We start from the raw sequence: 20,393 nt of genomic DNA on the forward strand, positions 1-20,393 counted from the left end.
GGACCGCTCCTCACCAGTTCCAGTCAAGCGCGCGGCCGCGCTCCGCCGACATCAGCCGTTCGGGTGTATATGGGTGACCGCTAGTCTGGGGCTTGATTCCAATCCGCCACGGCGGGGGCCGGCGGATGTCCCGTGACCTGAGGAAGACTGTGCCGAGCGAACCCACCCTGCTGTCCGTGGCAGTCAGCATCATCTGCTGTCTGCTCGTGCTCGGAATCCCCGGGCTCATCACCGGTCTCGCCGCCGGTCTGCGCGGCTGGCTGCTCGCCGGTCTGACGCCGCTGCTGAGCTACGCCATCGCCGGCCTCGCGGGTCCGTGGACGGCGGCGATCGGGCTGCCCTTCAACACCTGGACCTTGGCACTGACCACGGTGATCTTCGCGGCTGTCGCGTTCGGACTCCGGCGCCTCACCGTGCGCCGGTGGCCGCACGAGCCGGAACCGCGGGCCTGGGAGCCGCGGGCGAACTGGGCGGTCGGCGCGTGTGTCGTCCTCGCCACCGCGATCGGGTTCTACACCGCGGTTCATGGCATGGGTCACCTCGGCGCGATCGCGCAGGGCGGCGACGCGCCGTACGCCGCCAACGGCATCCGCTACATCGCCGAAAGCGGCGACGGCAGCCTCTTCGGCATGAGCAAGCTGAACTGGTACGGCGACGGTTCACCGCCCTTCTACCCCAACGCCTACCACCTGCTCGCCTCCGTGCAGTACACGCTCAGCGGCGGCTCGATCCCGCTGACCCTCGACGTGAACACCGCGCTGCTGCCGGGCTTGCTGGCGCTTTCGCTCGCGGTGATGGTGCGGGCGTTCCGCGGCCGCGCCGTGCTGGCCGGGGCTGTCGCGCTCGCGTCGGCCGCGCCGGTGATGGGTCTGTACGAGTCGATGAACCGCGGCCCGCTGTTCCCGTTCCTGGTGGGCATCGCGCTCACCCCGCTGGCCGCCGTGGTGCTGCGCCGCTACCTCGACCGGGTCGCGCTGGACACCGGCTTCGTGCTGATGCTCGGGGCGATCGGCCTGCTGTGCGTCCACTCGTCCGCGTTGTTCGGGGCGATCCTGTTCGCCGGGCCGCTGCTGGTGCAGCGCTGGATCGAGCGGTGGCGTTCGATCGGCAAGGACCTGCTGGCGCTGCTGCCGATCGCGGCGGTGTCGGTTCTCGTGGCGTCGATGCAGCTGTTCGGCGCTTTGGGACAGGCGAGCAGCTGGGGCTATCTCGGCTGGCCGAGCGAGTGGCGCGCGACGACCGCGCTCGGCGCGCTGCTCGGATTCCAGCACTTCGAACCGCATCCGCAAATCTGGCTGTCGGCGGCGCTGCTCGTCGGTTTTATTTTCTTTCGCAGGCTGGGCGGCCTGCGCTGGATCGGGCTGACCGCGCTGATCACCGGCCTGCTCTACATGGCGGTGGCGTCCTCGGACTCGCCGCTGGTCATGGCGCTGTCACGGCCGTGGTGGGACGACCCGTACCGGTTCATCACGATGGCGATCGTGCCGCTGTCGTTCATCGCGGGCCACGGCGTCGCGGCGCTGCACGAATGGCTGAAGGAACGGCTGCCCTCGCGCGTGCCGCCAGCCGCGCTCGCCGCGGTGGTGCTACTCGCCTTCGTGGGAGTCACGAAGGGCCTGTACACCCGGACCAACAGCGAAGTGATCGCTGGCGGCTATCACAGCCCCGACCCGCGCAGCCAGAACATCACGCCCGGCGAGGAACGCGCGATGGTGGAGCTGGGCAAGCTGGCGAAGCCCGGCCAGTGGGCGATGAACGACCGGTACGACGGCACCCCGTGGACCTACGCGCTCAGCGGTGTCCGCACCGTCGCCGCCCACGACGACGGCTCCAACCCGCCGTCGGACGCGGTGCTGCTCGCCGCGCACTTCCGCGACTACGGAACGAACCCGGCGGTTCGCGCCGCGGCGGAGCGGCTCAACGTCCACTGGGTGATCCTGGGCCGCCCGGCCGCGCCGCCGAAGCCCGCGTACGCGAATGAAGGCCTGATCGGACTGGACGGGCTGCCGTTCCTGAAAGAGGTCTACCGCAATGCGGACGCGGTGATTTACCAGCTGAATCGCTGAGCGTATTCGATTCCAGCGGCAGGATTTTCCGAAATCCTGCCGCTGGTTTTTTATGCTGCCGTTTCCCGCTGACCGGCACAGTGTTCCGCGTCACGGTTCTTCCGGGTAATGCCTGCGCACGCCCATCGATAGTCAGTCCGGTCAATCGAAAAAGATTGGCTCACGCGGACGACTTCGAGGGGGAAGCCAGCATCGACACAGTAGCCGAAATTGCGCCATTCAGTCTATGGACAACGCATCCGCAGTCAATTACCGCACGGTGAAGGAAGAAACGTCTGTGCCTCGAAGAACCAGCAGAATTCTGGCCCTTTCCGCCACCCTGGTCACCGGCAGCGTGCTCACCTCGCTCCCGGCACACGCGGTCTCCGGCGGAACCACCGTGCCCACGGGCACGTCCGGCTATCTCGCCCGCGTTTCCACTCCCACCAAGGCATGCTCGGCCGCGCTGATCGACCCGTCCTGGGTCATCACCTCGAAAGGCTGCCTGACCGCCGACGCCAACGGCGCTCCCACGGAAAACGCGACCATCAGCGTCGGCGCGGTCAACGTCAGCACCGGAGCCGGGACGAACGCCAAGGTCGTCCGCGTGGTCAGCCGCGGCGACCGCGACGTCGCGCTGGCGAAACTCGACAAGCCCGCCACCGGAATCACGCCGGTCGCGTTGGCCACCACCGCCCCGAAGAGCGGCGACACCCTGCAGTTGGCCGGTTTCGGCCGCACCGCAACGGAATGGGTCCCCGCCCGACCGTCCATCGCGTCGTTCTCGGTCTCGTCGGTGAACGCCACCGAGGTGTCGACGACGTCCGCCACCGGCTCGGACACCTGCCTGGGCGATTCGGGCGGACCGGCGCTGCGCACGGTGGGCGACAAGGTCGAGGTCGTGGCAGTCAACAGCCGGTCCTGGCAGCACGGTTGCCTCGCGGTCACTGAGACGCGCCAGGGCAGCACGGAAGCGCGGGTCGACGACCTCGCCGACTGGGTTCGGCAGAACACCGTCCCGACCCCGGTGAGCTGCCCGAACGGCGCGGTCATCTGGGACGACCTGTCCGACGGCAACCTGTATCGGCACATTCACAACGACCCGGCGAACGGCACCCCGAGCTGGACCGAGCCGACCAAGTCGAGCGGCAACGGCTGGTTCGGCCGTCCGATCGCGGGCAAGAACGGCGTCATCTGGGACATCCACCGTTCGAACGGCGCGGGCGACCCGTTCGGCAACGGCTCGCTGAAGATGTGGAAGTGGGACGGCACGAACCTGACCGGCGGCAAGCAGGTCGGCGACGGCTGGGCCCGCTACCTCACGCCGGAGTACCAGAACCGTGTCACCGTCGACCAGGCCGGCCGGATCTTCATGGTCGACGACCAGGGCCAGCTGCGCGTCTACATCTGGGATGACGCGGCCAACTGGTGGGTCAACGGAAGCGGCCAGGTCCTCGACACCGGCTGGACGAAGTACGACTCGATCACCGGAGCGGGCGACGGCGTGCTGTACGCCCGCACGCCGAACGGCGACCTGTACCGCTTCCAGTACGACTTCGCCGCGGCGAAGTGGACCCAGCGGGACAAGCTGGTCGGCACCGGATGGAACTGGTTCACCGGAATCTTCTCCCCCGGCGCGGACATCCTGTACGGCCGCGGTTCCTGGGGCCCGAGCCCTTGGGACGGCAAGAACAGCCCGATCCTGCGCTGGTACCGCTATTCCGCGAACACCGACAGCTGGCTGCCGGTGAACGCGAACGGCGTCAGCATCGCGACCGGCTGGAACACCGACCTGCACGCGACCGCGGCACCGGACTCGTGCCGGTTGGTCCCGTGAGCGACCACCGCCAGAGCCGATCCGGACCTCGGAGGACTCCGATGCACAGACAAACCACCAGACTCGCGACGCTGTCGTTCGCTCTGCTTACCGGCGGAACCCTCGCCGCCGTGCCCGCGAACGCGGTGTCCGGCGGCACCACCGTGCCCCTCGGCACGGCGAGCTACCTCGCCCGTGTCTCAACCCCCGCCAAGGCGTGCTCGGCCGCACTGATCGACCCGTCCTGGGTCATCACCTCGAAGGGTTGCCTGACCGCCGACGCCAACGGGACTCCGACGGAGAACGCGACGGTCAGCGTCGGCGCCGTCGACGTCAGCACCGGAGCCGGGACCACCGCCAAGATCGTCCGCGTGGTCAGCAGAACCGACCGCGACGTCGCGGTGGCAAAACTCGACAAGCCCGCCACCGGAATCACGCCGGTCCCGGTGAGCACCACCGCGCCGAAGAACGGAGAAACGCTCCAGCTGGCCGGTTTCGGCCGCACCGCAACCGAATGGGTCCCCGCGCGGCCGTCGACGGCGGCATTCGCCGTGTCGTCGGTGAACCCGACCGAAGCAGCGATGACCTCGGCCAACGGCGCGGACACCTGCCTCGGCGATTCGGGCGGACCGGCCCTGCGCACAGTGGGCGACAAGGTCGAGGTCGTGGCAGTCAACAGCCGGTCCTGGCAACACGGCTGCCTCGCGGTCACCGAAACCCGCCAGGGCAGCACGGAAGCCCGGGTCGACGACCTCGCCGACTGGATCCGGCAAAACACCGTCCCGACCCCGGTGAGCTGCCCGAATGGTGCCTCGATCTGGAGCGTGCGCACCGACGGCGGCCTGTATCACTACGTCCACAACACACCCGTCGACGGACGGGCGGGCTGGCAGGTGCCGTCCTCCGGGGTCGGCTCGGCCTGGTTCGGCCGCACCCTGGCCGGCACGAACAACACGGTCTGGGACATCCACCGCTCGAACGGGGCGAGCGACCCGATCCCGAACGGAGCGCTCGCGCACTGGGTGTGGACGGCGAACGGCTGGTCCGACGGCTCCGTGATCGGAAGCGGATGGCAGCCGTACCTCGCCGCCGAAGGCAGCAACCGGGTCACCGTGGACACCACCGGCCGGATCATCGTCATCGATCCGCAGGGTCAGCTGCGCTTCTACCGCTGGGACAACACCGCGCGCAGCTGGGAGAACCCCAACGGGGAAACGATCGACACCGGCTGGGGCCGGTTCGACTCGATCACCGGTGCCGGCGACGGGGTGTTCTACGCCCGTACCCCCGCTGGCGCCCTGTACCGCTTCCAGTACGACTACGCCAGCCACACCTGGCTGCAACGCGACAAATCCGCGGGCACCGGCTGGCAAGGCTTCAGCGAGCTTTTCTCCCCCGGCGCCGACATCATCTACGGCCGCGGTTCCTACGGGCACAGCCCGTTCGACGGCAGTGTCGGCCCGGTTCTGCGGTGGTACCGGTACTCGCCCAACACCGACTCTTGGGGGCCCTCCGCCTCCGACGGCGGCGGCATCCCGGTCGGCACCGGCTGGAACACCGAGATCCACGTAACCGCGGCACCGGACTCGTGCCGGTTTGTCGCGTGAGCTGAATTTCTGTACTGAAGCATAAGAAAGGGGCCGTCCGAATCGGACGGCCCCTTTTCCTCAGTCTAAAAGTCAGGCCGCGTCAACAGCTTCCGTACGCCGAGCAGCCACCTTAGCCGCCAGCGCGGCAAATCCAGCCGTCAGCAAGTCGGCCACCGTGAACATCACTCGCGAAGCCACCGCGAACGCCGTTGCCTGGCCGACCGTCAGGCCGCTCGCCGTGAGGACCGCGACCTGGGCGACCTCGCGGACTCCGACCCCGCTGGGCAGGATGAACGCGAACGTACCGACCGTCATCGCGACTGCCATCGCGCCGATGCACAGGATCAGGCCGTTGAAGCCGGGGGCGCCGACCGAGTTCGCCAGCAGCCACAGGTGCACGCCCTGGAACACCCAGGCGCCCATGGACGCGCCGAATGCCTTGAGCACCACGCCCCAGCCGAGCGGTTCGGCCAGCGGCGGGCGGCGCAGGATCTTCAGTACCAGCGACGTGCCCCAGGTCAGGATGCGCGGGTGCAGCAGCGCGAGACCGACCGGGATCAGCACGAACAGCCACATCGCGCGCGGGCTGTTGCTGAACAGCGCCGGGGCCGCGAGCAGCGACACGACCAGCGCGGACACCACGCCGAGGCCGAGCTGGATCAGCGAGCCGGTGAAGATGCGGGCGCGGGCCAGGCCCGCTTTGCGGCCCAGCTCCATCTGCAGCAGGTACGCCCACACCGAACCGGGCACGTACTTGCCGAGCGAGCCGACCAGGCAGATCTGCGCGCCGCGGGCGTAGCCGACCGGCTTGTCGCCGAGGTGGTCGACCAGGATCTGCCAGCCCCACACGGACACGAGGATCGACACCATCAGCGCCACCAGGCTGAGCACCGACGACTGCCAGGCGACGTCGTCCAGCGTGCGCCAGAACTCGTCCCAGTTGGACGCCAGGCTCTTCGCCGCGAAGCCGATCACCAACAGGATGGCGACCCAGCGCACGACGTCGAGCACCCGCGCCTTGGTGGACTTGCGGGCTTTTCCGGTGGTCGGGGCGTCCTCAGTGGACGGGGCGTCGTCCCCCGGGCTCTGCGTACGAACGGTCGTCACTGCCTCTCAGCTCCTCAGGCCTGCACCGTGACCAGCCGGCTGAACTCGGACAGCAGATCGTAGCCGTCCCAGACCCCGGCGAACGTGAGGGCCGACCCGAAGGGCACGACCCGGTCCACCCCGCGTCCGGCGAGTGCCGTCACGAATCCGGTCAGTTCCTCGCGGGTGAACCCGAACTGGCTCACCGTCTGGTCTTTGCGCGCCACGATCGGCACCAATTCGTCCAGCGACGCCACCGAGGCGTTCGCGAACGTGCCCGCGCCCAGCCATTCGCGCGGCATTACCGCGGCGTCGGCCAGCTCGAGCGTCGCCAGCGCGTTGCCGTCGAAGCGGATCGACGACACCAGCCCGTCGACCGCCGCGCCGTACGCCGACACTCGCTTCTGCACGGCCATCGCCGGCTCGGTGACATGCTGTTTCGCCACCAGCACCTGGGCGAGCAGCTCGCGGAACTCACTCCCGGCGGCCCGCGCGCCCGACGCGTCGCCTACCCAGAACACCGCGCGCGGCGACGAGCAGGCGGCCTGGTCGAACCAGTACGAGTCGTTGTAGAACCCCTCGGCGGCGGCCCGGCGCTGCTCCGGCGCGGCCTCCTGCCAGCCGCGCACCGACGCGATCGCGAACGACGAGCGGTCCGGGAACGTGAGGTCGCGCGCGTGCGGGGCCAGCGGGTACTTCCGCAGCGCGGCGACGGAAGCGTCGCCGCCCCAGATCACCCGCAGGTCCGCGGCCAGCGACAACGCGCCGCTGACCTCGTCGCTGCGGTCGTAGGTGACCATGCGCTGGGTGGCCCGGATGGTGGCCGCGGTTTCCGGTGACACGTCTTCGAGCGCCGCGTTCAGCGCTTCCAGGACGGCCTCGGCGGCACCGGCCGAGCGCGAGGACACGCGCACGACGTTGCTGTTGCCCGCCAACGCCGACAGCGCCCAGGAGTACACGAAAATGGTGTCCACGTTGGCCGGCGGCACGTGGAAAACCAGACCGCGCGGGAAGCGCAGCGAATCACCACTCGTTTCCAAAGTGGACAGTGATTTCGCGAGTTCTCCCTTGCGCAGGAAGAAACCCAGCGAGGCCAGCTCCGGGAAGCGGCGCGCCAGCGCGGGCGCGAGGAGCTTGCGCGCGAACTTGGTGACGAACTCGACCACCCGCGGATCGCCGACGGTCAACCTGCCGCCGGAGGGTTCCTCGCGCAGTTCGTCCAGCAGCGCGTCGGCCGAAACCGAGTCGCCCAGCGGAAAACGCTGTTCCAACGCACTCATGCGGCCGCTCCGGTGAACGTGTCCGAGCACCCGCGGGCCTCGGCCTTCGGCAGCCTGCCCAGCACGGAGAAGTGCTTGCCCGGCCAGTCGCCGTCGTCGATTCCGTTGTAGACGCCCAGGTCCTCGGTGAGCAGCACGTGTCCGGGGTACGACCGCGGCAGCGTGCTCACCACCTCGATGACGCCCGGCTTGCCGACCGGCTGCTCTTCCCACGTCTCCGGGTCACGGATCACGACGTCGGCGAAATCGGGGCAGTACAAGGAGTTCCCGGACGGGCCTTCGAGGAACACGGTGCCGATCTGCTCGATCATCCCGTAGTAGTTGTGGATCCGGGTGAGGCCGGTGTCCTCGGCGAACCGGCGGCGGAACTCGCTGTTGTCGACCGCGCGGTCGATCAGCTTCTTCCAGCCGCCGGAGTGGATGAGGATGCCGTTCGACAGGTCGAGCTTGTGTTCGCGGGCGACCTCGTACAGGTACTGCCACACCATGAAGGTGAAGCCGAAGATCAGGAACGGCCGGTCCCCGTACTCGGCGAGGAACTTCCGCACGGCCTCGACGTCCGGCTTGTCGTTCTCGTCCAGCACGTAGGTGTGCTTGCGGCCGAAGTTCGCCATGCCGAGCACGCCCGCGCCGCGCGCGGAGAACGACCGGCGGTTCTTGATGATGCCGATGGTGTCGACCATCAGCATCGGCAGCCGCTCGCCGCCCAGCACCTCCTGCAGGGTGGCGCCGAGCTGCTTCGTCTGCGCGGCCGCCGCTTCCTTGTCCAGGTAGATCCGCGACGCACCCGCCCCGGTCGTTCCCGAGGACGTGAGGGTTTTGAAGACCTCGGCGTCCGGAATGGACTTCAGGTCGTGCGTCTTGAACATCCGCACCGGCAGCCACGGCAGGTCGGCGATCGCGCCGAACGACGCGTCCGGCGCGAACCCGAGCGAGGACAGGATGCGCTCGTACCCGGCGGAGTTCGCCCGGTGGTGCGCGGTCAGCTGCGCGAGCTCGGGAAGCAGCGCCGCCTCTCGCTCCGCCTGCGAGCGCGTGAACACACTCATACCCGTCCTTCCAGCGACCGGTAGTCGATCTTGCCGCTGGCCAGCAGCGGCACCGTGTCGATCGGACGCACGTCGAACCCGCTGGCGTGCAGGTGCAGCCGCTCCGCCAGCGCCCGGGACGCGTCCCTGCAGATCGCCTTCGCGCCGTCGCCCTCGGGCAGCTCGGCGAACAGCACGACCTTGTCGCCCGCCGCCACCGCGGCCACCACGTCGATGCCCACCGCGGCGGTGCGCACGGCCTGCTCCAGGTCGTCCAGGCTGACCCGGTTGCCGAACACCTTGCCGATCCGCTTGAGCCTGCCGGTGATGTACAGGTACCCCTCGTCGTCGAGATACCCGAGATCCCCGGTGGCCAGCGTTCCGCCGTATTCGTCGCCCGCGCTCAGCCCGGCTTCGTCCTCGGCATAACCCATCATCACGTTGGGTCCACGGTAAAGGACCTCACCGACAATTTTGGGATGCGTGGTTTCCTCGCCGTCGTCCCGGCGGATGGCGAACGCGCCGCCGGGCAGCGCCGGACCGGCCGAGCCGATCTTGTCCGCGAGCCGTTCGGCGGGCACCGTGGTCATCCGCGGGGACGCCTCGGTCTGGCCGTACATGACGTACATCCGGCCGCCGACCGCGAGCATCTTGTCGTTGAATTCCGTGACCAGCTCGTCCCGCAGTTTCCCGCCCGCCTGGGTCAGAGTGCGCAGGGTCGGATACTTGGCCGGATCGAACTTCAGCCGACGCAGCATTTCGTAGTGATAGGGCACGCCGGACAGCGAAGTCACGCCGTGTTCCTTCACCGCACCCCAGAATCCGCGTCCCAAAACGCCAGACGGTTCGATAACCACAGTCGCGCCGCGTAAAAGGTGCGAATTCAGTACCGAAAGGCCGTAGCTGTAGTGCAGCGGCAGACAGGTCGGCGCGACCTCGTCCGCGTCGATCCCCAGCACCTGCGCGATGGCCTCGGCGTTGGCCAGCAGCCCTTCGCGAGACAACCGCACGAGCTTCGGGTTGCCGGTGGATCCGCTGGTCGGCAGCAGTACGGCCAGGTCAGGATGCGGCTCGACGCCGTCGGCGGAGTCGCGCACCCAGTCGGAGCCGCGGGTGGTGTACCCGGACGGAGCGTCACCGGAGGCCGCGAGCACGGCCGCCGGACGGAACCGCTCGACCAGCCCGGTCAGCACGTCGGCGTCCAACGCCGGGTCGATCAGCGCGATCGCCCGGCCGCCCTCGAACGCGCCCAGGTAGGTCAGCACGCTGTCGAGGTCGACCGACATCCGCGCGAAAACGACGCCCACCGGCAGCGCGGCCAGCACGTCCGTCTTCCGGCGCAGTTCGGCCGACAGTTCCGCGTCGTCCAGCGTGCGGCCCCCGGCCACGTCGACCAGCCGGGAACCCGCGCCCACCAGAGTCACAGCACCAAGCCTCCGTCGATCCCCAGAACCTGCCCGGTCACGAACGACGCCTCGTCGCTCGCCAGGAACCGGATCACCGCCGCGACCTCCGCGGCTTGACCGAGGCGGCCGAGCGGGGTCTTGGCGACGTTCGAGGCGCGGGCGTCCTCGCTCAGGCTTTCGGTGAGAGCGGTTTCGATCACCCCGGGGGCGACCGCGTTGACGCGGATGCCGGAGCGGCCGAGTTCCTTCGCCGCCGAGCGCGCGATGTTCGCGACCGCCGCCTTCGAGGCCGCGTAAACCGTCTGGCCCGCGCTGCCGTATTCGCCGACCACCGAGGCCAGCACCACGATCGCGCCGGTCTTCTTGCGCATCATGGCTCGCGCGGCCGCCTGCACGGTGTGCAGCGTGCCCGCGACGTTCGTGGACAGCGTCCGGTCGACGTCGTCCGGGCGGATCATGCCGAGCAGGCCGCCCTCCATGATCCCGGCGTTGGCGACCGCGACGTCCAGCTTGCCGTGCTCCTTGGTCACTTCCTTGACCAGTGCGGCGACGGCCTTCGCGTCGGTGATGTCGAGCGCGCGGCCGCTGACCGAGGGCCCGACCGAAGCGGCGGCCTCCTTGGCGGCGGTCTCGTCGCGGCCGGTGAGCACCACGGTGGCCCCGGCCTCGGCGAGCGCCCGGACGGTGGCCAGGCCGATGCCCCTGGTACCACCGGTGACCAGGGCGACCTTGCCCTCGAACGTGCTCACGCCTTCTCCTGCAGCTCCTTGACCATGTCCACGGCCACCTTGAAGCTGCTCATGTCGATGACCTGGTCGGTGTCGAATTCGATCTCGAACTCGTCCTCGATCGCCGCGATGAGAGCCATGTGGCCGACCGAGTCCCACGCCTCGATGTCGCGGTACTTGAGGTTCTCGACGTCGACCCCGTCGTCGAGCTGGAGAGCGTCGATGAAGACTTCCTTCAGCTTGTCCTGCACAGCCATGTCTACCCGGCACTTCCTTCTCGAATGGGGGCTGGTGACCACTATCGACGGTACCAACCGTGGGATTTCAGCCCGCGCGTGCGGGCAGCAGTTCACGCAGCGTCTCGACGTAATGGTCCGCGCCCTCGGGGCGGAACTTCAGCGAGTCGTTGCGCACGACCACGCTGAGCACGCCCGCTGCATGCGCGGCCTCCACGTCGTGGAAGGTGTCGCCGACGAGCACCGCCTCCTCCGGAGCCGCGCCGAAGTGCCGGAGCACCACAGTCACGCCCTCGGGATCCGGCTTGAGCCGGCGTACGTCTTCCCGCCCTATGACGTGCAGGCCCCTGGCGAGGTTGCCCAGCGCGTCCTCGACGCACAGCCGTGAGTTCCTCGTCACGATCGCGAGCTGGTAGCTGGAAGGCAGCTCCGCCAGCAGTTCGCGCGCGCCGTCAGTGAATTCGCCCTGCGCCACAGAGGCGCGTTCGAACCGCGTCACGACGTCGAGCCGGGCGGTGTCGCCTTCGTCGAGCCAGCGCTGGAACAGCTCGCCGAGCCTGTCCTCAGCGGACAGTCCCAGCTCGGCGCGCAGGCCCCCGAAGTCGACCGGCAGCCGGAACAGCGTGCCGTCGAAGTCGAAGGCCAGCACCTTCCGCCCGGTCAGATCCGCTTCGACGCCCATTCGCCTTCCTTGACCAAGCGATAGCCCATGTCGATCATGCGGACCCAGTACAGGTCGTCGGGCAGCGGGTTGTAGACCTCGGGCCGCTCGGGCAGCTCGTTGCCGAGGCCGAGCTGGATGTACATGTCGGGCATGTTCAGCCCGGCGTGCGCGAAGAAGTTGCTGGTGGTGAAGAAGCGGCCGACGTTGATCTCGGTGACCATCGGCACCCCGGCGGCGTTCTCCTTCATGTCCACGCAGAACACGCCGTGCGGCTTGTCGGACACCGCGCGCACCGCGGACTCGCCGATCTTGTTCACGTCGTCGCGGTTGACCGTCTTGGCCACCGACGGCGACGAGCTCTGCCCGCTCGGGGTCAGGTTGCCGAAGATGTATTCGATGCGGGAGCGCGCCTGCGAGGTGATCAGCTCGCCCTCGTGCCACAGGCTCTGCCACGCGAACTCCTCGCCCGGCAGGTATTCGCTGGCCATGAAGTCGCCGTAGTCGAGACCGCGGAAACCGCGCCAGTAGTCGATCCAGGCGTCGCCCTGGTAGAAGGAGTTGATCGGGAGGCTGCCCCGGGAGCCGGCGCCGCGGATGGCGCGCAGCCAGACCCGCGGGTTGATCTTCAGCAGCTCCTCGAGCCCGCCCTTGAGGTCGTCCGGCGAGTCGATCTTGATGGCTTCGGGCACCGAGACGCCGTTCGCCTTCATGTGCGCGTTGAACGCCATCTTGTCGTGGCACAACGCGATCGCGCGCGCGTCCGGCAGGAACGTCGGCGCGTTCAGCTTGTCGCGGTTCTCCGCGAGGTAGCCGACCTCGACGTCGGGCTGCGGGTGCACGAAATCGATGCGCTCGGCTTCGATGACGCGGTTGATCGCGTCGGCGTACCCGGGGTCGCTGACCGGCGGGACCAGGTATTTGGCCTCGACGTCGAGAAGTTCGAGGTGGAAGGGCTTCACGTCAGTGCCGACGACCTCGTAGTCGTTTCCGGCGACCGCGAGCGCGTCCCGGAAGTTGTAGGCGGCGGATCCGCCGGCGCCGGTGATGAGGATTCGTGCGCTGCTCATTCGCGTGTTCTCAGCCTTACCTGTTCAGTTCCCGCCGGAGCCGGGACGGTAGCCGGAAGCCCACTTGTGGTCGGCGAGTATCGTGACGCCCGCGTCTGTGCTGACTGCACCGAACTCGGGGCTCGTGCCATGCCGAGGCAAGACTGTACCGGACGCGCCGAAAGTGCCCGCCGAGAGCGAGAGACTGCAGATGATCCCCATTACCGTGGTCGACGTCCGTGCTGCGGAGGACCTGGTCGTCGAAGTGCTGCGATCCGGCGCTATCGCCCAGGGCCCGATGGTAAAGCGTTTCGAGGACGCGTTCGCACACGTCTCCGGAACGAAACACGCCATCGCCGTGAACAACGGGACGACCGCGCTGGTCGCGTCACTGCAGGCACTCGACCTGCAGCCCGGAGACGAGGTCGTGACCTCGCCGTTCACCTTCGTCGCGACGCTGAACGCGATCCTGGAAGCCGGCGCGACCGTGCGGTTCGCCGACATCCGCCGCGACGATTTCGCGATCGACCCGGACGCCGTCGCGGCCGCCGTCGGCCCGCGCACCAAGGTGCTCATGCCGGTGCACCTGTACGGGCAGACCGCCGACATGGGCAAGCTCGCGCCGCTGGCCGCGGAGCACGGGCTGCACGTGGTCGAGGATTCCGCGCAGGCGGTCGGCGCCTCGTTCGAGGGCCGCAAGGCCGGCTCGTACGGCATCGGCTGCTTCTCGCTGTACGCGACGAAGAACGTGACCACCGCCGAGGGCGGCGTGATCACCACGGACGACGACGCGCTCGCCGACAAGCTGCGCGTGATGCGCAACCAGGGCATGAAGGCCCGCTACCAGTACGAGATGGCCGGCCACAACTACCGGATGACCGACCTGCACGCCGCCGTCGGCATCCCGCAGCTGGAGAAGCTCGACCAGCTCACCGCGGCGCGGCAGGCCAACGCGAAGCGGCTGTCCGAGGGCCTCGCCGGCACGCCGGGCCTCGAGGTGCCGCAGGTGCTGCCCGGCCGCGAACACGTGTGGCACCAGTACACCGTGCTGGTCGGCCCGCACGCGATGCTCTCGCGCGAGGAGTTCGCCTCCGCGCTGACCGAACGGGGCATCGGCAACGGGATCTACTACCCGAAGATCGTCTTCGACTACGAGTGCTACCGCGGGCACCCGCTGATCCCGGACGCCCGGGTCGAGGACTTCCCGGTGGCCGGAGCCGTTGCCGCGCAAGCGCTTTCGCTGCCGGTACACCCGCATCTGACCGAGTCCGAAGTGGACCAGATCATCGAGACTGTTCGCGAGGTACTCGGCGCATGACCCATCGCATCGCACTCGTCGGCACCGGCAACATGGGCTCGCTGCACGCGCGCGTCCTGTCGCAGAACGACCGGGTGGACCTGGCCCGCGTGATCGACCCGCGCGAGGAAGCGGGCCGCGCGGTCGCCGACCGCTACGAAACCCAGTGGACACCGGAAATCGGCTCACTGTCCGATGTGGACGCTGTGGTGCTCGCCTCGGCCACCGAGGTGCATTACGAGCTGGCACAGGAGATTCTCGGCCAGGGCAAGCCCATGCTGGTCGAGAAGCCGGTGTGCAACAGCCTTGAGTTCTCGCAGGAAATCGTTGCCCTGTCGGCGAAAAAGGACGTCCCGCTGATGTGCGGGCTCCTGGAGCGCTACAACCCGGCCGTGATGACCGCGCGGGCACTGGTGAACGAACCGGTGCACCTGATGGCGCGCCGGCACGGCCCGTACGCGCCGCGGATCAAGACTGGTGTCGCGTGGGACCTGCTGGTGCACGACGTCGACCTGGCGATCCAGTTCTTCGGCGGGGCCACGCCGGGCCGGGTCACCTCCAGCGCGGGGTATTTCCACCCGCAGTCGGTCACCGGGGCCGAGGACACCATCGAGACGGTGCTGTCTTTCCCCACCGGCCTGGCCACCGTGTCGGCTTCGCGGCTTGCGCAGCGCAAGGTCCGGTCGCTGATGGTGTCCGAACTGGATCGCATGGTCGAGATCGACCTGCTGCGCCGCGACGTGACGATCTACCGCCACATCTCGCACGATTCGGTCACCGCGGACGGTCTCGGCTACCGGCAGCAGACCGTGATCGAGATCCCGGAGCTGGTCACCGCGCGCGAGCCGCTGGCGACCCAGCTGGACCGGTTCGTGGATCTGCTGGAGGGCAAGGTCGACGCGGACGTCGAGCGCGCGCTGATCCTGCCGTCGCACGAGGTTGTGGCGCAGGTCCTGGCTGAGGCCGCCTGATTATTTGGTGAGGCGTTTGCCGTCCGCGGAGTAGGCGACCAGCGGGGTCGCCCTCTCGGCGGACGGCACGTCGTCCTGGTCGAACCAGAACACGACCACCCCGGGGTCCTCGCTCCAGCGCGCCGTGTGCGCCGGGATCGTGCGACCGTCCACTGTGGTCTCGATGCGGGCGGCCGGCCCGCTGAAATAGCCGTACACAGGCACCCAGATGTCCGCGACGGTCGTGCCGCCTGACGTCGCGTGGAAGCCGAAAGAGCGGTCCTTGCCGTCGGATTCGTTGGCGAGGTAGAGCGGACGCAGGTTTCCGTCCGGCTCGTACAAGCTGGCCATCACCCCGAATTGGACAGCGGGCAGGTTGTCCGGGTCGTCGATTTGCGTCGCGTAGAAGACAAGTTCCGCGCCGTCGGTGTAAGTGCCGGTGGAGATCACTTCGCCGAGCGGCCTCGATTCAGCCGACGTCGGTGCCGGGACCGGTGTCGACGAAGCCACACTCGTCACCATCGGCGGCGGTGCCGCCGCCGCGTGCACCTGCTCCGGCGCACCGCCCGGCGAACGCAACCAAGCCGCACCGAACACCACGGCGACCACAGCCACCGCCGCGCCCGAGGAAGTCAGAAACCGTCGCCTACGCCGAATCCGGCCGCCGTCTTTGATAATCCGGTCGAGATCGGGCTCGGCAAAGGGTTCCGCGGGCGCTTCCTGAAGCGCGGCGCGCAACCGGTCGAGTTCGTCGGTCACGCGCTCACCTCCCCGACCAGCGCGTCGCCGTCAACGCGCAACTTCGCCAGCGCGCGGGAATTGGTGCTCTTGACGGTGCCAACGGACACGCCCAATTCCTCGGCGACCTGATGCTCCGGCAAATCGAAGAAATGCCGGAGCACGACTACCGCGCGTTCACGGGCGGTGAGCCGGGCCAATGCGTCGGAAAGCCATTCTCGATCCGCGACGGCGTGCGAGATGTCGGGAACCTTCGGCGGTTCCGGCATCTCCTCGGTGGCGTATTCGCGGATCGGCCGGCGCCAGATGTCGATGACGTGATTGGCCAGCACGCGGCGGGCGTAGGCGTAGGGATTCTTCCGCCGGACTCGGGGCCAGGCGGCGTAGGTGCGAGTGAAGGCGGTCTGCGCGGCGTCCTCGGCCTGGTGCCGGTCGCCGGTGAGCAGGTAGGCCGCGTGCGTGAGCCGGGCCGAACAGGACCGCACGAAGTCGGCGAACTCGTCGTCCCCGCGCACCATCCCACCCCTGTTTCCCGGTCTCGGCGTCACTGTCCAGGTTACGGGGGCGGGAGACGTGCGTCGATGTAATGGCTGGTCAGTCTTGTCTCAATGGCGACGCATGGTGTTCGGGGAGGTGCTCGGGGTCAGCGTTGGGCTCGACTTCCAACTCGACGCTGGCGGAATACTCGCCGAAATTCTCGTAATCGCCGTCGATCAACCGGTACGCGATCATGCTCACCGGCGGATCCAAGTCAACGATCCAGTAATGCTCAATACCCGCATCTGCATACTCGAACAGCTTCACACTCTGGTCGACGTGCTTCGTACCCGACGACATCCGGGACGCGGATCGTCAGCGAGCTCTCGCACAGGAGCAGCGTCACTGACCGCAGGTGAAACCACATCGGACGCGGCGACGGGACAAGAACCCCGTCAACGCCCTCGACCCGAGCCTCTGGGTTCTCCGGAAAATCTTCCCAATCAGCAAAAGCCAGCAAGACGCGAGAGTCAGCGCTGCGCGCGCGGATCGATCAACGAGTTCAGATCGAACTTCACCGGAACCCCCGCGATCTCCAGCTCCACCGCGCCCGAATACTCGCCGAAATTCTCGTAATCGCCGTCGATCAACCGGTACGCGATCATGCTCACCGGCGGGTCCACATCGACGATCCAGTAATCCCCGATACCCGCATCGGCGTACTCGAACAGCTTCGCGCCCTGGTCGACGTCCTTGGTGGCAGGCGAAAGCACCTCGACCACCAGTGAAACGTCGCCGGCCCCGATCCGCGGGATGTTCGCTTCGATGAGGTCCGACGGCGCGACCACCACGTCCGGCACCCGGACCGTCGGCGGGACGTCGGCCAGTACCGTCTCGAATTCTCCGACCGCCACCAACTCCGGCGGCAGCTGCATCGTCAGCAGATACGGCAATCTGCTGATGATCAGCTGGTGGAGCGACATCGGACGCGGCGACACTGACAGGACCCCTTCGACGACCTCGACCCGAACCTCCGGGTGCGCCGGAAGGTCCGCCCAGTCGTCAAGGGTCAGGAGGTGGTGAGGCCATTCAAGGACACTCATGACTTCTCCTTCACCGAAAGTGACTGAGAGCAGTGTCCCATGTTACCCGGAGCATCCGCCAGCGCGTGACGCACCGTGTCCGAGTCACTTCCCGCTGAAGTCACCCGACGGAGAGCCCCAGCCCGACGGGTCATCCGACAGCGCGCGGCGGCGGGCGTTTTCCTCGCGGACCCGCTTGACCTCCGACTCGATGTATTCCTCGTCGTAGCGCTGGAAGACCCGCGCCGGGTTGCCCGCTACCAGCGAGCGCGCCGGGACGTCCTTCGCGACCACCGAGTTCGGCTGCACCGTCGCGAAGTCACCGATCGTGACGCCGGGCATGATCACCACGAGGCCGCCGATGAAACAGCCCTTGCCGATTTTCACCGGCTTGCGTTCGATCAGGTCGCTGCCGGAATGGTTTTCCAGCGCCATGTTCGCGAGCCAGCTCGAATGCGTGAACACCAAGGTATTCAGCCCGATGCTGGTGTGTTCGCCGATTTCCAGCCCGCCGCTCGCGTCGAGGACCGCGCCCTCGCCGACCCAGCAGTGTTCGCCCATCGCGAGGTTGTCCGGGCTGACGATCTTGGCCCGTTCCCGCACGCGGCACGACTCCGGCAGACCGAAGAACTTGGCCCGCTCGGCGTCGTTCATGTACTGCGTGACGAGGTCGTTCAGGATCATCGGGCGCAGCCGGTTGCTGCGCTCGTCGTCGAAGAACATCAGTTGTCCGCCACCAGTTTCGTGAGCACCCGCAGGTGTTCCTCGGTCACTACGTCCAGTCCGAAGTTGTCCCGGACCATCGACGCCTCCCGCTCCGCGATCCGCGCGCGTTCCTTCGGATCGTCCAAAAGGGACAGCACGGTGGTCGCGACCGCCTCGGAATCGTTGGGCCGCACCAGCAGGATGTTCTCGCCGTTGTGCAGTTCGATGCCGGGGTAGTTGTCCTCGGTGACCGACGCGATGGTCGCGGTTCCGGACAGCATCGCCTCGAGCGACGCGGTGCCGCAGCCGCCGTTGAGGTCGTGCGTGACGATGTCCGCGGCCGCGAAGTACGCGGGCACGTCCGCCTTCGGCACCGCGCCGGTGACGATCAGCGCGTCGGAAACGCCCAGTTCCTTGGCCCGCTGCTGGAAAGCGTCGTGATACACCCGCCCGACGACCACCACGCGCAGTCCGGGGTGCCGCTCCAGGATCGCGGGCAGCGCCTCGATCAGCGGCAGCCGGTCGCGCAGCGGGATCACGTGCCCGAGCGACACGATCAGCGGCGCGTCCCCGATTTCCAGTTCCGCGCGCACGTCCTTGGTCACCGGCTTCGCGAAATGCCCGGTGTCCACCGCGATCGGGAAGTACTCGGAGTTGTCGTCGCTCGTGCCGTAGCGCTGGACGCAGTAGTCCACGCCCTGCTTGTCGAGGATGATGTAGCGCGGGCGCAGGTACTTCAGCACCGGGTTGACCAGCATCGCGTCGAGCGCGCGGAACACCCGGCCGTACATTTTGTTCTCGCTGATCAGCAGCGTGTGGATGGTCAGCAGAACGGGCAGCTTGTGCCGGCGCGCGTAGATGCCGACCATCCAGGACAGGTCGAAGAACTGCCCGTGCAGGTGCACCGCGTCCGGTTTGAACTCGTTCAGCAGCTTCCACAGCCGCCGCCAGTTGCCCGGCCGCATCGACGCGAACGTCATGTCGAAGTCGATCGACAGGCCGAGCTGCGGCATTTTCACTGCGGGCAGGCGCACGACGCGGTATCCGTCGCGCTCCTCTTCCGCCGGCGCGTCACCGTAGGCAGCGGTGATCGCCAGCACTTCGTTCCCGGCGGCCGCGTACTCGGCGGCCAGCGAAGCCGACATGTGCGCGCTTCCGCCCACTCGCGGCGGGAAGAAGTTGTTCACCACCACGATCCGCATGGGCTTTCCTTCTGCCGGGCCCGCAGTGCTCATTACGCATTCCCCTCGGAAGACGCGCCGACGGAAGTACTCACTCGGAGTCCCGCACCAAGGCGCGCATGCCCTCTTCGACGGTGATGGTCGGCTCCCAGCCGAGCACCTCGCGGGCGCGGGTGATGTCCGCGGCGCGGCGGGAGACGAGGACGTCGCGCTTGTTGAACACCGGCTCGACGTCGACGCCGACGGCCTCGATCAGGATCTTCGCCAGCGTGGCGATCGAGGTGTCGATGCCGGTGCCGATGTTGATCGGCAGGTTCGACTGCTCCGACTCCAGCGCCGCGACAACGCCCTTGGCGAGGTCGGTGACGTGCACGAAGTCCATCGACTGGTCGCCCGCGCCGTCGATGATCGGCGGCTGGCCGGCGCGCAGGCGCTGGATGAAGTGGTTGATGACCGAGGTGTAGTACGCCTCGATCTTCTGGCCGGGGCCGTACACGTTGAAGAAGCGCAGCGCGTTCCAGGAAAGGCCCTTGGTGCGCTCGTAGAAGCCCAGCATGTCCTCGCCCGCGCGCTTCGAGATGCAGTACGGGGTGAGCGGGTTCAGCTTGTCGTCCTCGTGCATCGGCAGCCGCTCCGGCTCGCCGTACACCGAGGCGGTGGAGGCGAACACCAGGCGCTCGACGCCCTCGTCGGCCGCGGCCGAGAAGACGTTGTTGTTGCCGACCATGTTGATGTCGATCGACTCGCCCGGGTCCGCGACCGACTTGTTGATCGACACCGTGGCGAAGTGGATCGCGTGCGTGCAGCCGCGGATGGCCTCGCGGACGCCGACGCCGTAGCGCACGTCCTTCTCGACCAGTTCGACCTTGCCGGTGGCGACGAACTCGTTGACGCGGTCACGGTCGCCGCGGGTCATGTTGTCGAAGATCCGGATCGTGTAATCCTTTTCCAGCAGGATCGGGATCACGTGCGAGGCGATGAAACCGCCGGCGCCGGTGAAGAAAACTTTCTTGTCGGACATGGGTTCTCCTCAGGAGGG

Annotated in this window: 20 protein-coding genes; 5 read left to right on the top strand and 15 right to left on the bottom strand. The window is 67.9% G+C overall.

Annotated features, from left to right (window positions below; genetic code table 11):
• Window positions 1-176 precede the first annotated feature (176 nt).
• The 3 genes from ABZX37_RS25615 to ABZX37_RS25625 all read left to right on the top strand — a co-directional run bounded on the left by ABZX37_RS25615 (window position 177) and on the right by ABZX37_RS25625 (window position 5,468).
• Window positions 177-2,066, top strand: a complete 1,890-nt coding sequence (locus ABZX37_RS25615; protein ID WP_354743557.1) for a DUF6541 family protein — start codon at window positions 177-179, stop codon at window positions 2,064-2,066.
• Between the two features lie 226 nt (window positions 2,067-2,292).
• Window positions 2,293-3,882 carry a tachylectin-related carbohydrate-binding protein gene (locus tag ABZX37_RS25620; RefSeq protein ID WP_354743559.1) on the top strand — a complete coding sequence of 530 codons (1,590 nt, stop codon included), beginning with the start codon at window positions 2,293-2,295 and terminating at the stop codon, window positions 3,880-3,882.
• Between the two features lie 41 nt (window positions 3,883-3,923).
• Window positions 3,924-5,468, top strand: a complete 1,545-nt coding sequence (locus tag ABZX37_RS25625) for a tachylectin-related carbohydrate-binding protein (RefSeq protein WP_354743561.1) — start codon at window positions 3,924-3,926, stop codon at window positions 5,466-5,468.
• A gap of 72 nt (window positions 5,469-5,540) precedes the next feature.
• Here ABZX37_RS25625 and ABZX37_RS25630 read toward each other — a convergent pair whose 3' ends face one another.
• The 8 genes from ABZX37_RS25630 to ABZX37_RS25665 all read right to left on the bottom strand — a co-directional run bounded on the left by ABZX37_RS25630 (window position 5,541) and on the right by ABZX37_RS25665 (window position 12,945).
• A complete protein-coding gene (locus ABZX37_RS25630; RefSeq protein WP_344281775.1) occupies window positions 5,541-6,557 on the bottom strand; it encodes a lysylphosphatidylglycerol synthase transmembrane domain-containing protein in 1,017 nt (338 codons plus the stop codon).
• A gap of 14 nt (window positions 6,558-6,571) precedes the next feature.
• The gene (locus ABZX37_RS25635; protein ID WP_354743563.1) at window positions 6,572-7,816 is read right to left on the bottom strand and encodes an acyl-CoA reductase; all 1,245 of its coding nucleotides are present in this window, start codon (window positions 7,814-7,816) and stop codon (window positions 6,572-6,574) included.
• Entirely contained in the window at window positions 7,813-8,865 is a 1,053-nt protein-coding gene (locus ABZX37_RS25640) for an acyl-protein synthetase (protein WP_354743565.1), read from the bottom strand. Before ABZX37_RS25640 ends, ABZX37_RS25635 begins: the two co-directional genes overlap by 4 nt.
• The gene (locus ABZX37_RS25645) at window positions 8,862-10,268 is read right to left on the bottom strand and encodes an AMP-binding protein (RefSeq protein ID WP_354743567.1); all 1,407 of its coding nucleotides are present in this window, start codon (window positions 10,266-10,268) and stop codon (window positions 8,862-8,864) included. The genes ABZX37_RS25640 and ABZX37_RS25645 overlap by 4 nt, the downstream gene beginning before the upstream one ends.
• Window positions 10,265-10,999, bottom strand: a complete 735-nt coding sequence (locus ABZX37_RS25650; protein WP_354743569.1) for an SDR family NAD(P)-dependent oxidoreductase — start codon at window positions 10,997-10,999, stop codon at window positions 10,265-10,267. The genes ABZX37_RS25645 and ABZX37_RS25650 overlap by 4 nt, the downstream gene beginning before the upstream one ends.
• A complete protein-coding gene (locus tag ABZX37_RS25655) occupies window positions 10,996-11,235 on the bottom strand; it encodes an acyl carrier protein (protein WP_344281790.1) in 240 nt (79 codons plus the stop codon). The genes ABZX37_RS25650 and ABZX37_RS25655 overlap by 4 nt, the downstream gene beginning before the upstream one ends.
• A gap of 67 nt (window positions 11,236-11,302) precedes the next feature.
• Window positions 11,303-11,896: an HAD-IA family hydrolase gene (locus ABZX37_RS25660; RefSeq protein WP_354743571.1), complete on the bottom strand. Its 594-nt coding sequence runs from the start codon at window positions 11,894-11,896 to the stop codon at window positions 11,303-11,305.
• Window positions 11,875-12,945: a hypothetical protein gene (locus ABZX37_RS25665; protein ID WP_344281796.1), complete on the bottom strand. Its 1,071-nt coding sequence runs from the start codon at window positions 12,943-12,945 to the stop codon at window positions 11,875-11,877. Before ABZX37_RS25665 ends, ABZX37_RS25660 begins: the two co-directional genes overlap by 22 nt.
• A 190-nt stretch (window positions 12,946-13,135) precedes the next feature.
• Between ABZX37_RS25665 and ABZX37_RS25670 the strand changes: the two genes are divergently transcribed.
• Together ABZX37_RS25670 and ABZX37_RS25675 are read left to right on the top strand one after the other, a co-directional pair.
• Entirely contained in the window at window positions 13,136-14,242 is a 1,107-nt protein-coding gene (locus ABZX37_RS25670) for a DegT/DnrJ/EryC1/StrS family aminotransferase (protein WP_354743573.1), read from the top strand.
• A complete protein-coding gene (locus ABZX37_RS25675; protein ID WP_354743575.1) occupies window positions 14,239-15,192 on the top strand; it encodes a Gfo/Idh/MocA family oxidoreductase in 954 nt (317 codons plus the stop codon). The genes ABZX37_RS25670 and ABZX37_RS25675 overlap by 4 nt, the downstream gene beginning before the upstream one ends.
• Here ABZX37_RS25675 and ABZX37_RS25680 read toward each other — a convergent pair whose 3' ends face one another.
• The 7 genes from ABZX37_RS25680 to ABZX37_RS25710 form a co-directional block, all read right to left on the bottom strand.
• Window positions 15,193-15,930, bottom strand: coding sequence for a hypothetical protein (locus tag ABZX37_RS25680; protein WP_354743577.1), 738 nt, complete (start codon window positions 15,928-15,930; stop codon window positions 15,193-15,195). It abuts the gene before it with no gap.
• Window positions 15,927-16,427 (bottom strand): SigE family RNA polymerase sigma factor, encoded by a 501-nt coding sequence (locus ABZX37_RS25685; RefSeq protein WP_344281808.1) that lies wholly within the window; start codon window positions 16,425-16,427, stop codon window positions 15,927-15,929. The genes ABZX37_RS25680 and ABZX37_RS25685 overlap by 4 nt, the downstream gene beginning before the upstream one ends.
• A gap of 76 nt (window positions 16,428-16,503) precedes the next feature.
• Window positions 16,504-16,713 carry a hypothetical protein gene (locus ABZX37_RS25690; protein WP_354743579.1) on the bottom strand — a complete coding sequence of 70 codons (210 nt, stop codon included), beginning with the start codon at window positions 16,711-16,713 and terminating at the stop codon, window positions 16,504-16,506.
• 203 nt (window positions 16,714-16,916) lie between these two features.
• On the bottom strand, window positions 16,917-17,489 hold the full coding sequence (locus ABZX37_RS25695; protein ID WP_354743581.1) for a Uma2 family endonuclease: 573 nt from the start codon (window positions 17,487-17,489) through the stop codon (window positions 16,917-16,919).
• A gap of 84 nt (window positions 17,490-17,573) precedes the next feature.
• Complete coding sequence (locus ABZX37_RS25700) at window positions 17,574-18,191, bottom strand: acyltransferase (protein WP_344281814.1); 618 nt, start codon at window positions 18,189-18,191, stop codon at window positions 17,574-17,576.
• Window positions 18,191-19,375, bottom strand: coding sequence for a glycosyltransferase family 4 protein (locus ABZX37_RS25705; RefSeq protein ID WP_354743583.1), 1,185 nt, complete (start codon window positions 19,373-19,375; stop codon window positions 18,191-18,193). The genes ABZX37_RS25700 and ABZX37_RS25705 overlap by 1 nt, the downstream gene beginning before the upstream one ends.
• 70 nt (window positions 19,376-19,445) lie before the next feature.
• Window positions 19,446-20,375 carry an NAD-dependent epimerase/dehydratase family protein gene (locus ABZX37_RS25710; RefSeq protein ID WP_354743585.1) on the bottom strand — a complete coding sequence of 310 codons (930 nt, stop codon included), beginning with the start codon at window positions 20,373-20,375 and terminating at the stop codon, window positions 19,446-19,448.
• Window positions 20,376-20,393: the final 18 nt, after the last annotated feature.

The organism is Amycolatopsis sp. NPDC004079 (assembly GCF_040610415.1).
Taxonomy (GTDB): Bacteria; Actinomycetota; Actinomycetes; order Mycobacteriales; family Pseudonocardiaceae; genus Amycolatopsis; species Amycolatopsis halotolerans.

Coding starts and splice junctions, on each gene's coding strand:
- ABZX37_RS25620 (WP_354743559.1), top strand. CDS start 2,293: ATGGACAACGCATCCGCAGTCAATTACCGCACGGTGAAGGAAGAAACG.
- ABZX37_RS25625 (WP_354743561.1), top strand. CDS start 3,924: ATGCACAGACAAACCACCAGACTCGCGACGCTGTCGTTCGCTCTGCTT.
- ABZX37_RS25635 (WP_354743563.1), bottom strand. CDS start 7,816: ATGAGTGCGTTGGAACAGCGTTTTCCGCTGGGCGACTCGGTTTCGGCC.
- ABZX37_RS25640 (WP_354743565.1), bottom strand. CDS start 8,865: ATGAGTGTGTTCACGCGCTCGCAGGCGGAGCGAGAGGCGGCGCTGCTT.
- ABZX37_RS25655 (WP_344281790.1), bottom strand. CDS start 11,235: ATGGCTGTGCAGGACAAGCTGAAGGAAGTCTTCATCGACGCTCTCCAG.
- ABZX37_RS25660 (WP_354743571.1), bottom strand. CDS start 11,896: ATGGGCGTCGAAGCGGATCTGACCGGGCGGAAGGTGCTGGCCTTCGAC.
- ABZX37_RS25665 (WP_344281796.1), bottom strand. CDS start 12,945: ATGAGCAGCGCACGAATCCTCATCACCGGCGCCGGCGGATCCGCCGCC.
- ABZX37_RS25670 (WP_354743573.1), top strand. CDS start 13,136: ATGATCCCCATTACCGTGGTCGACGTCCGTGCTGCGGAGGACCTGGTC.
- ABZX37_RS25675 (WP_354743575.1), top strand. CDS start 14,239: ATGACCCATCGCATCGCACTCGTCGGCACCGGCAACATGGGCTCGCTG.
- ABZX37_RS25685 (WP_344281808.1), bottom strand. CDS start 16,427: ATGGTGCGCGGGGACGACGAGTTCGCCGACTTCGTGCGGTCCTGTTCG.
- ABZX37_RS25695 (WP_354743581.1), bottom strand. CDS start 17,489: ATGAGTGTCCTTGAATGGCCTCACCACCTCCTGACCCTTGACGACTGG.
- ABZX37_RS25700 (WP_344281814.1), bottom strand. CDS start 18,191: ATGTTCTTCGACGACGAGCGCAGCAACCGGCTGCGCCCGATGATCCTG.
- ABZX37_RS25705 (WP_354743583.1), bottom strand. CDS start 19,375: ATGCGGATCGTGGTGGTGAACAACTTCTTCCCGCCGCGAGTGGGCGGA.
- ABZX37_RS25710 (WP_354743585.1), bottom strand. CDS start 20,375: ATGTCCGACAAGAAAGTTTTCTTCACCGGCGCCGGCGGTTTCATCGCC.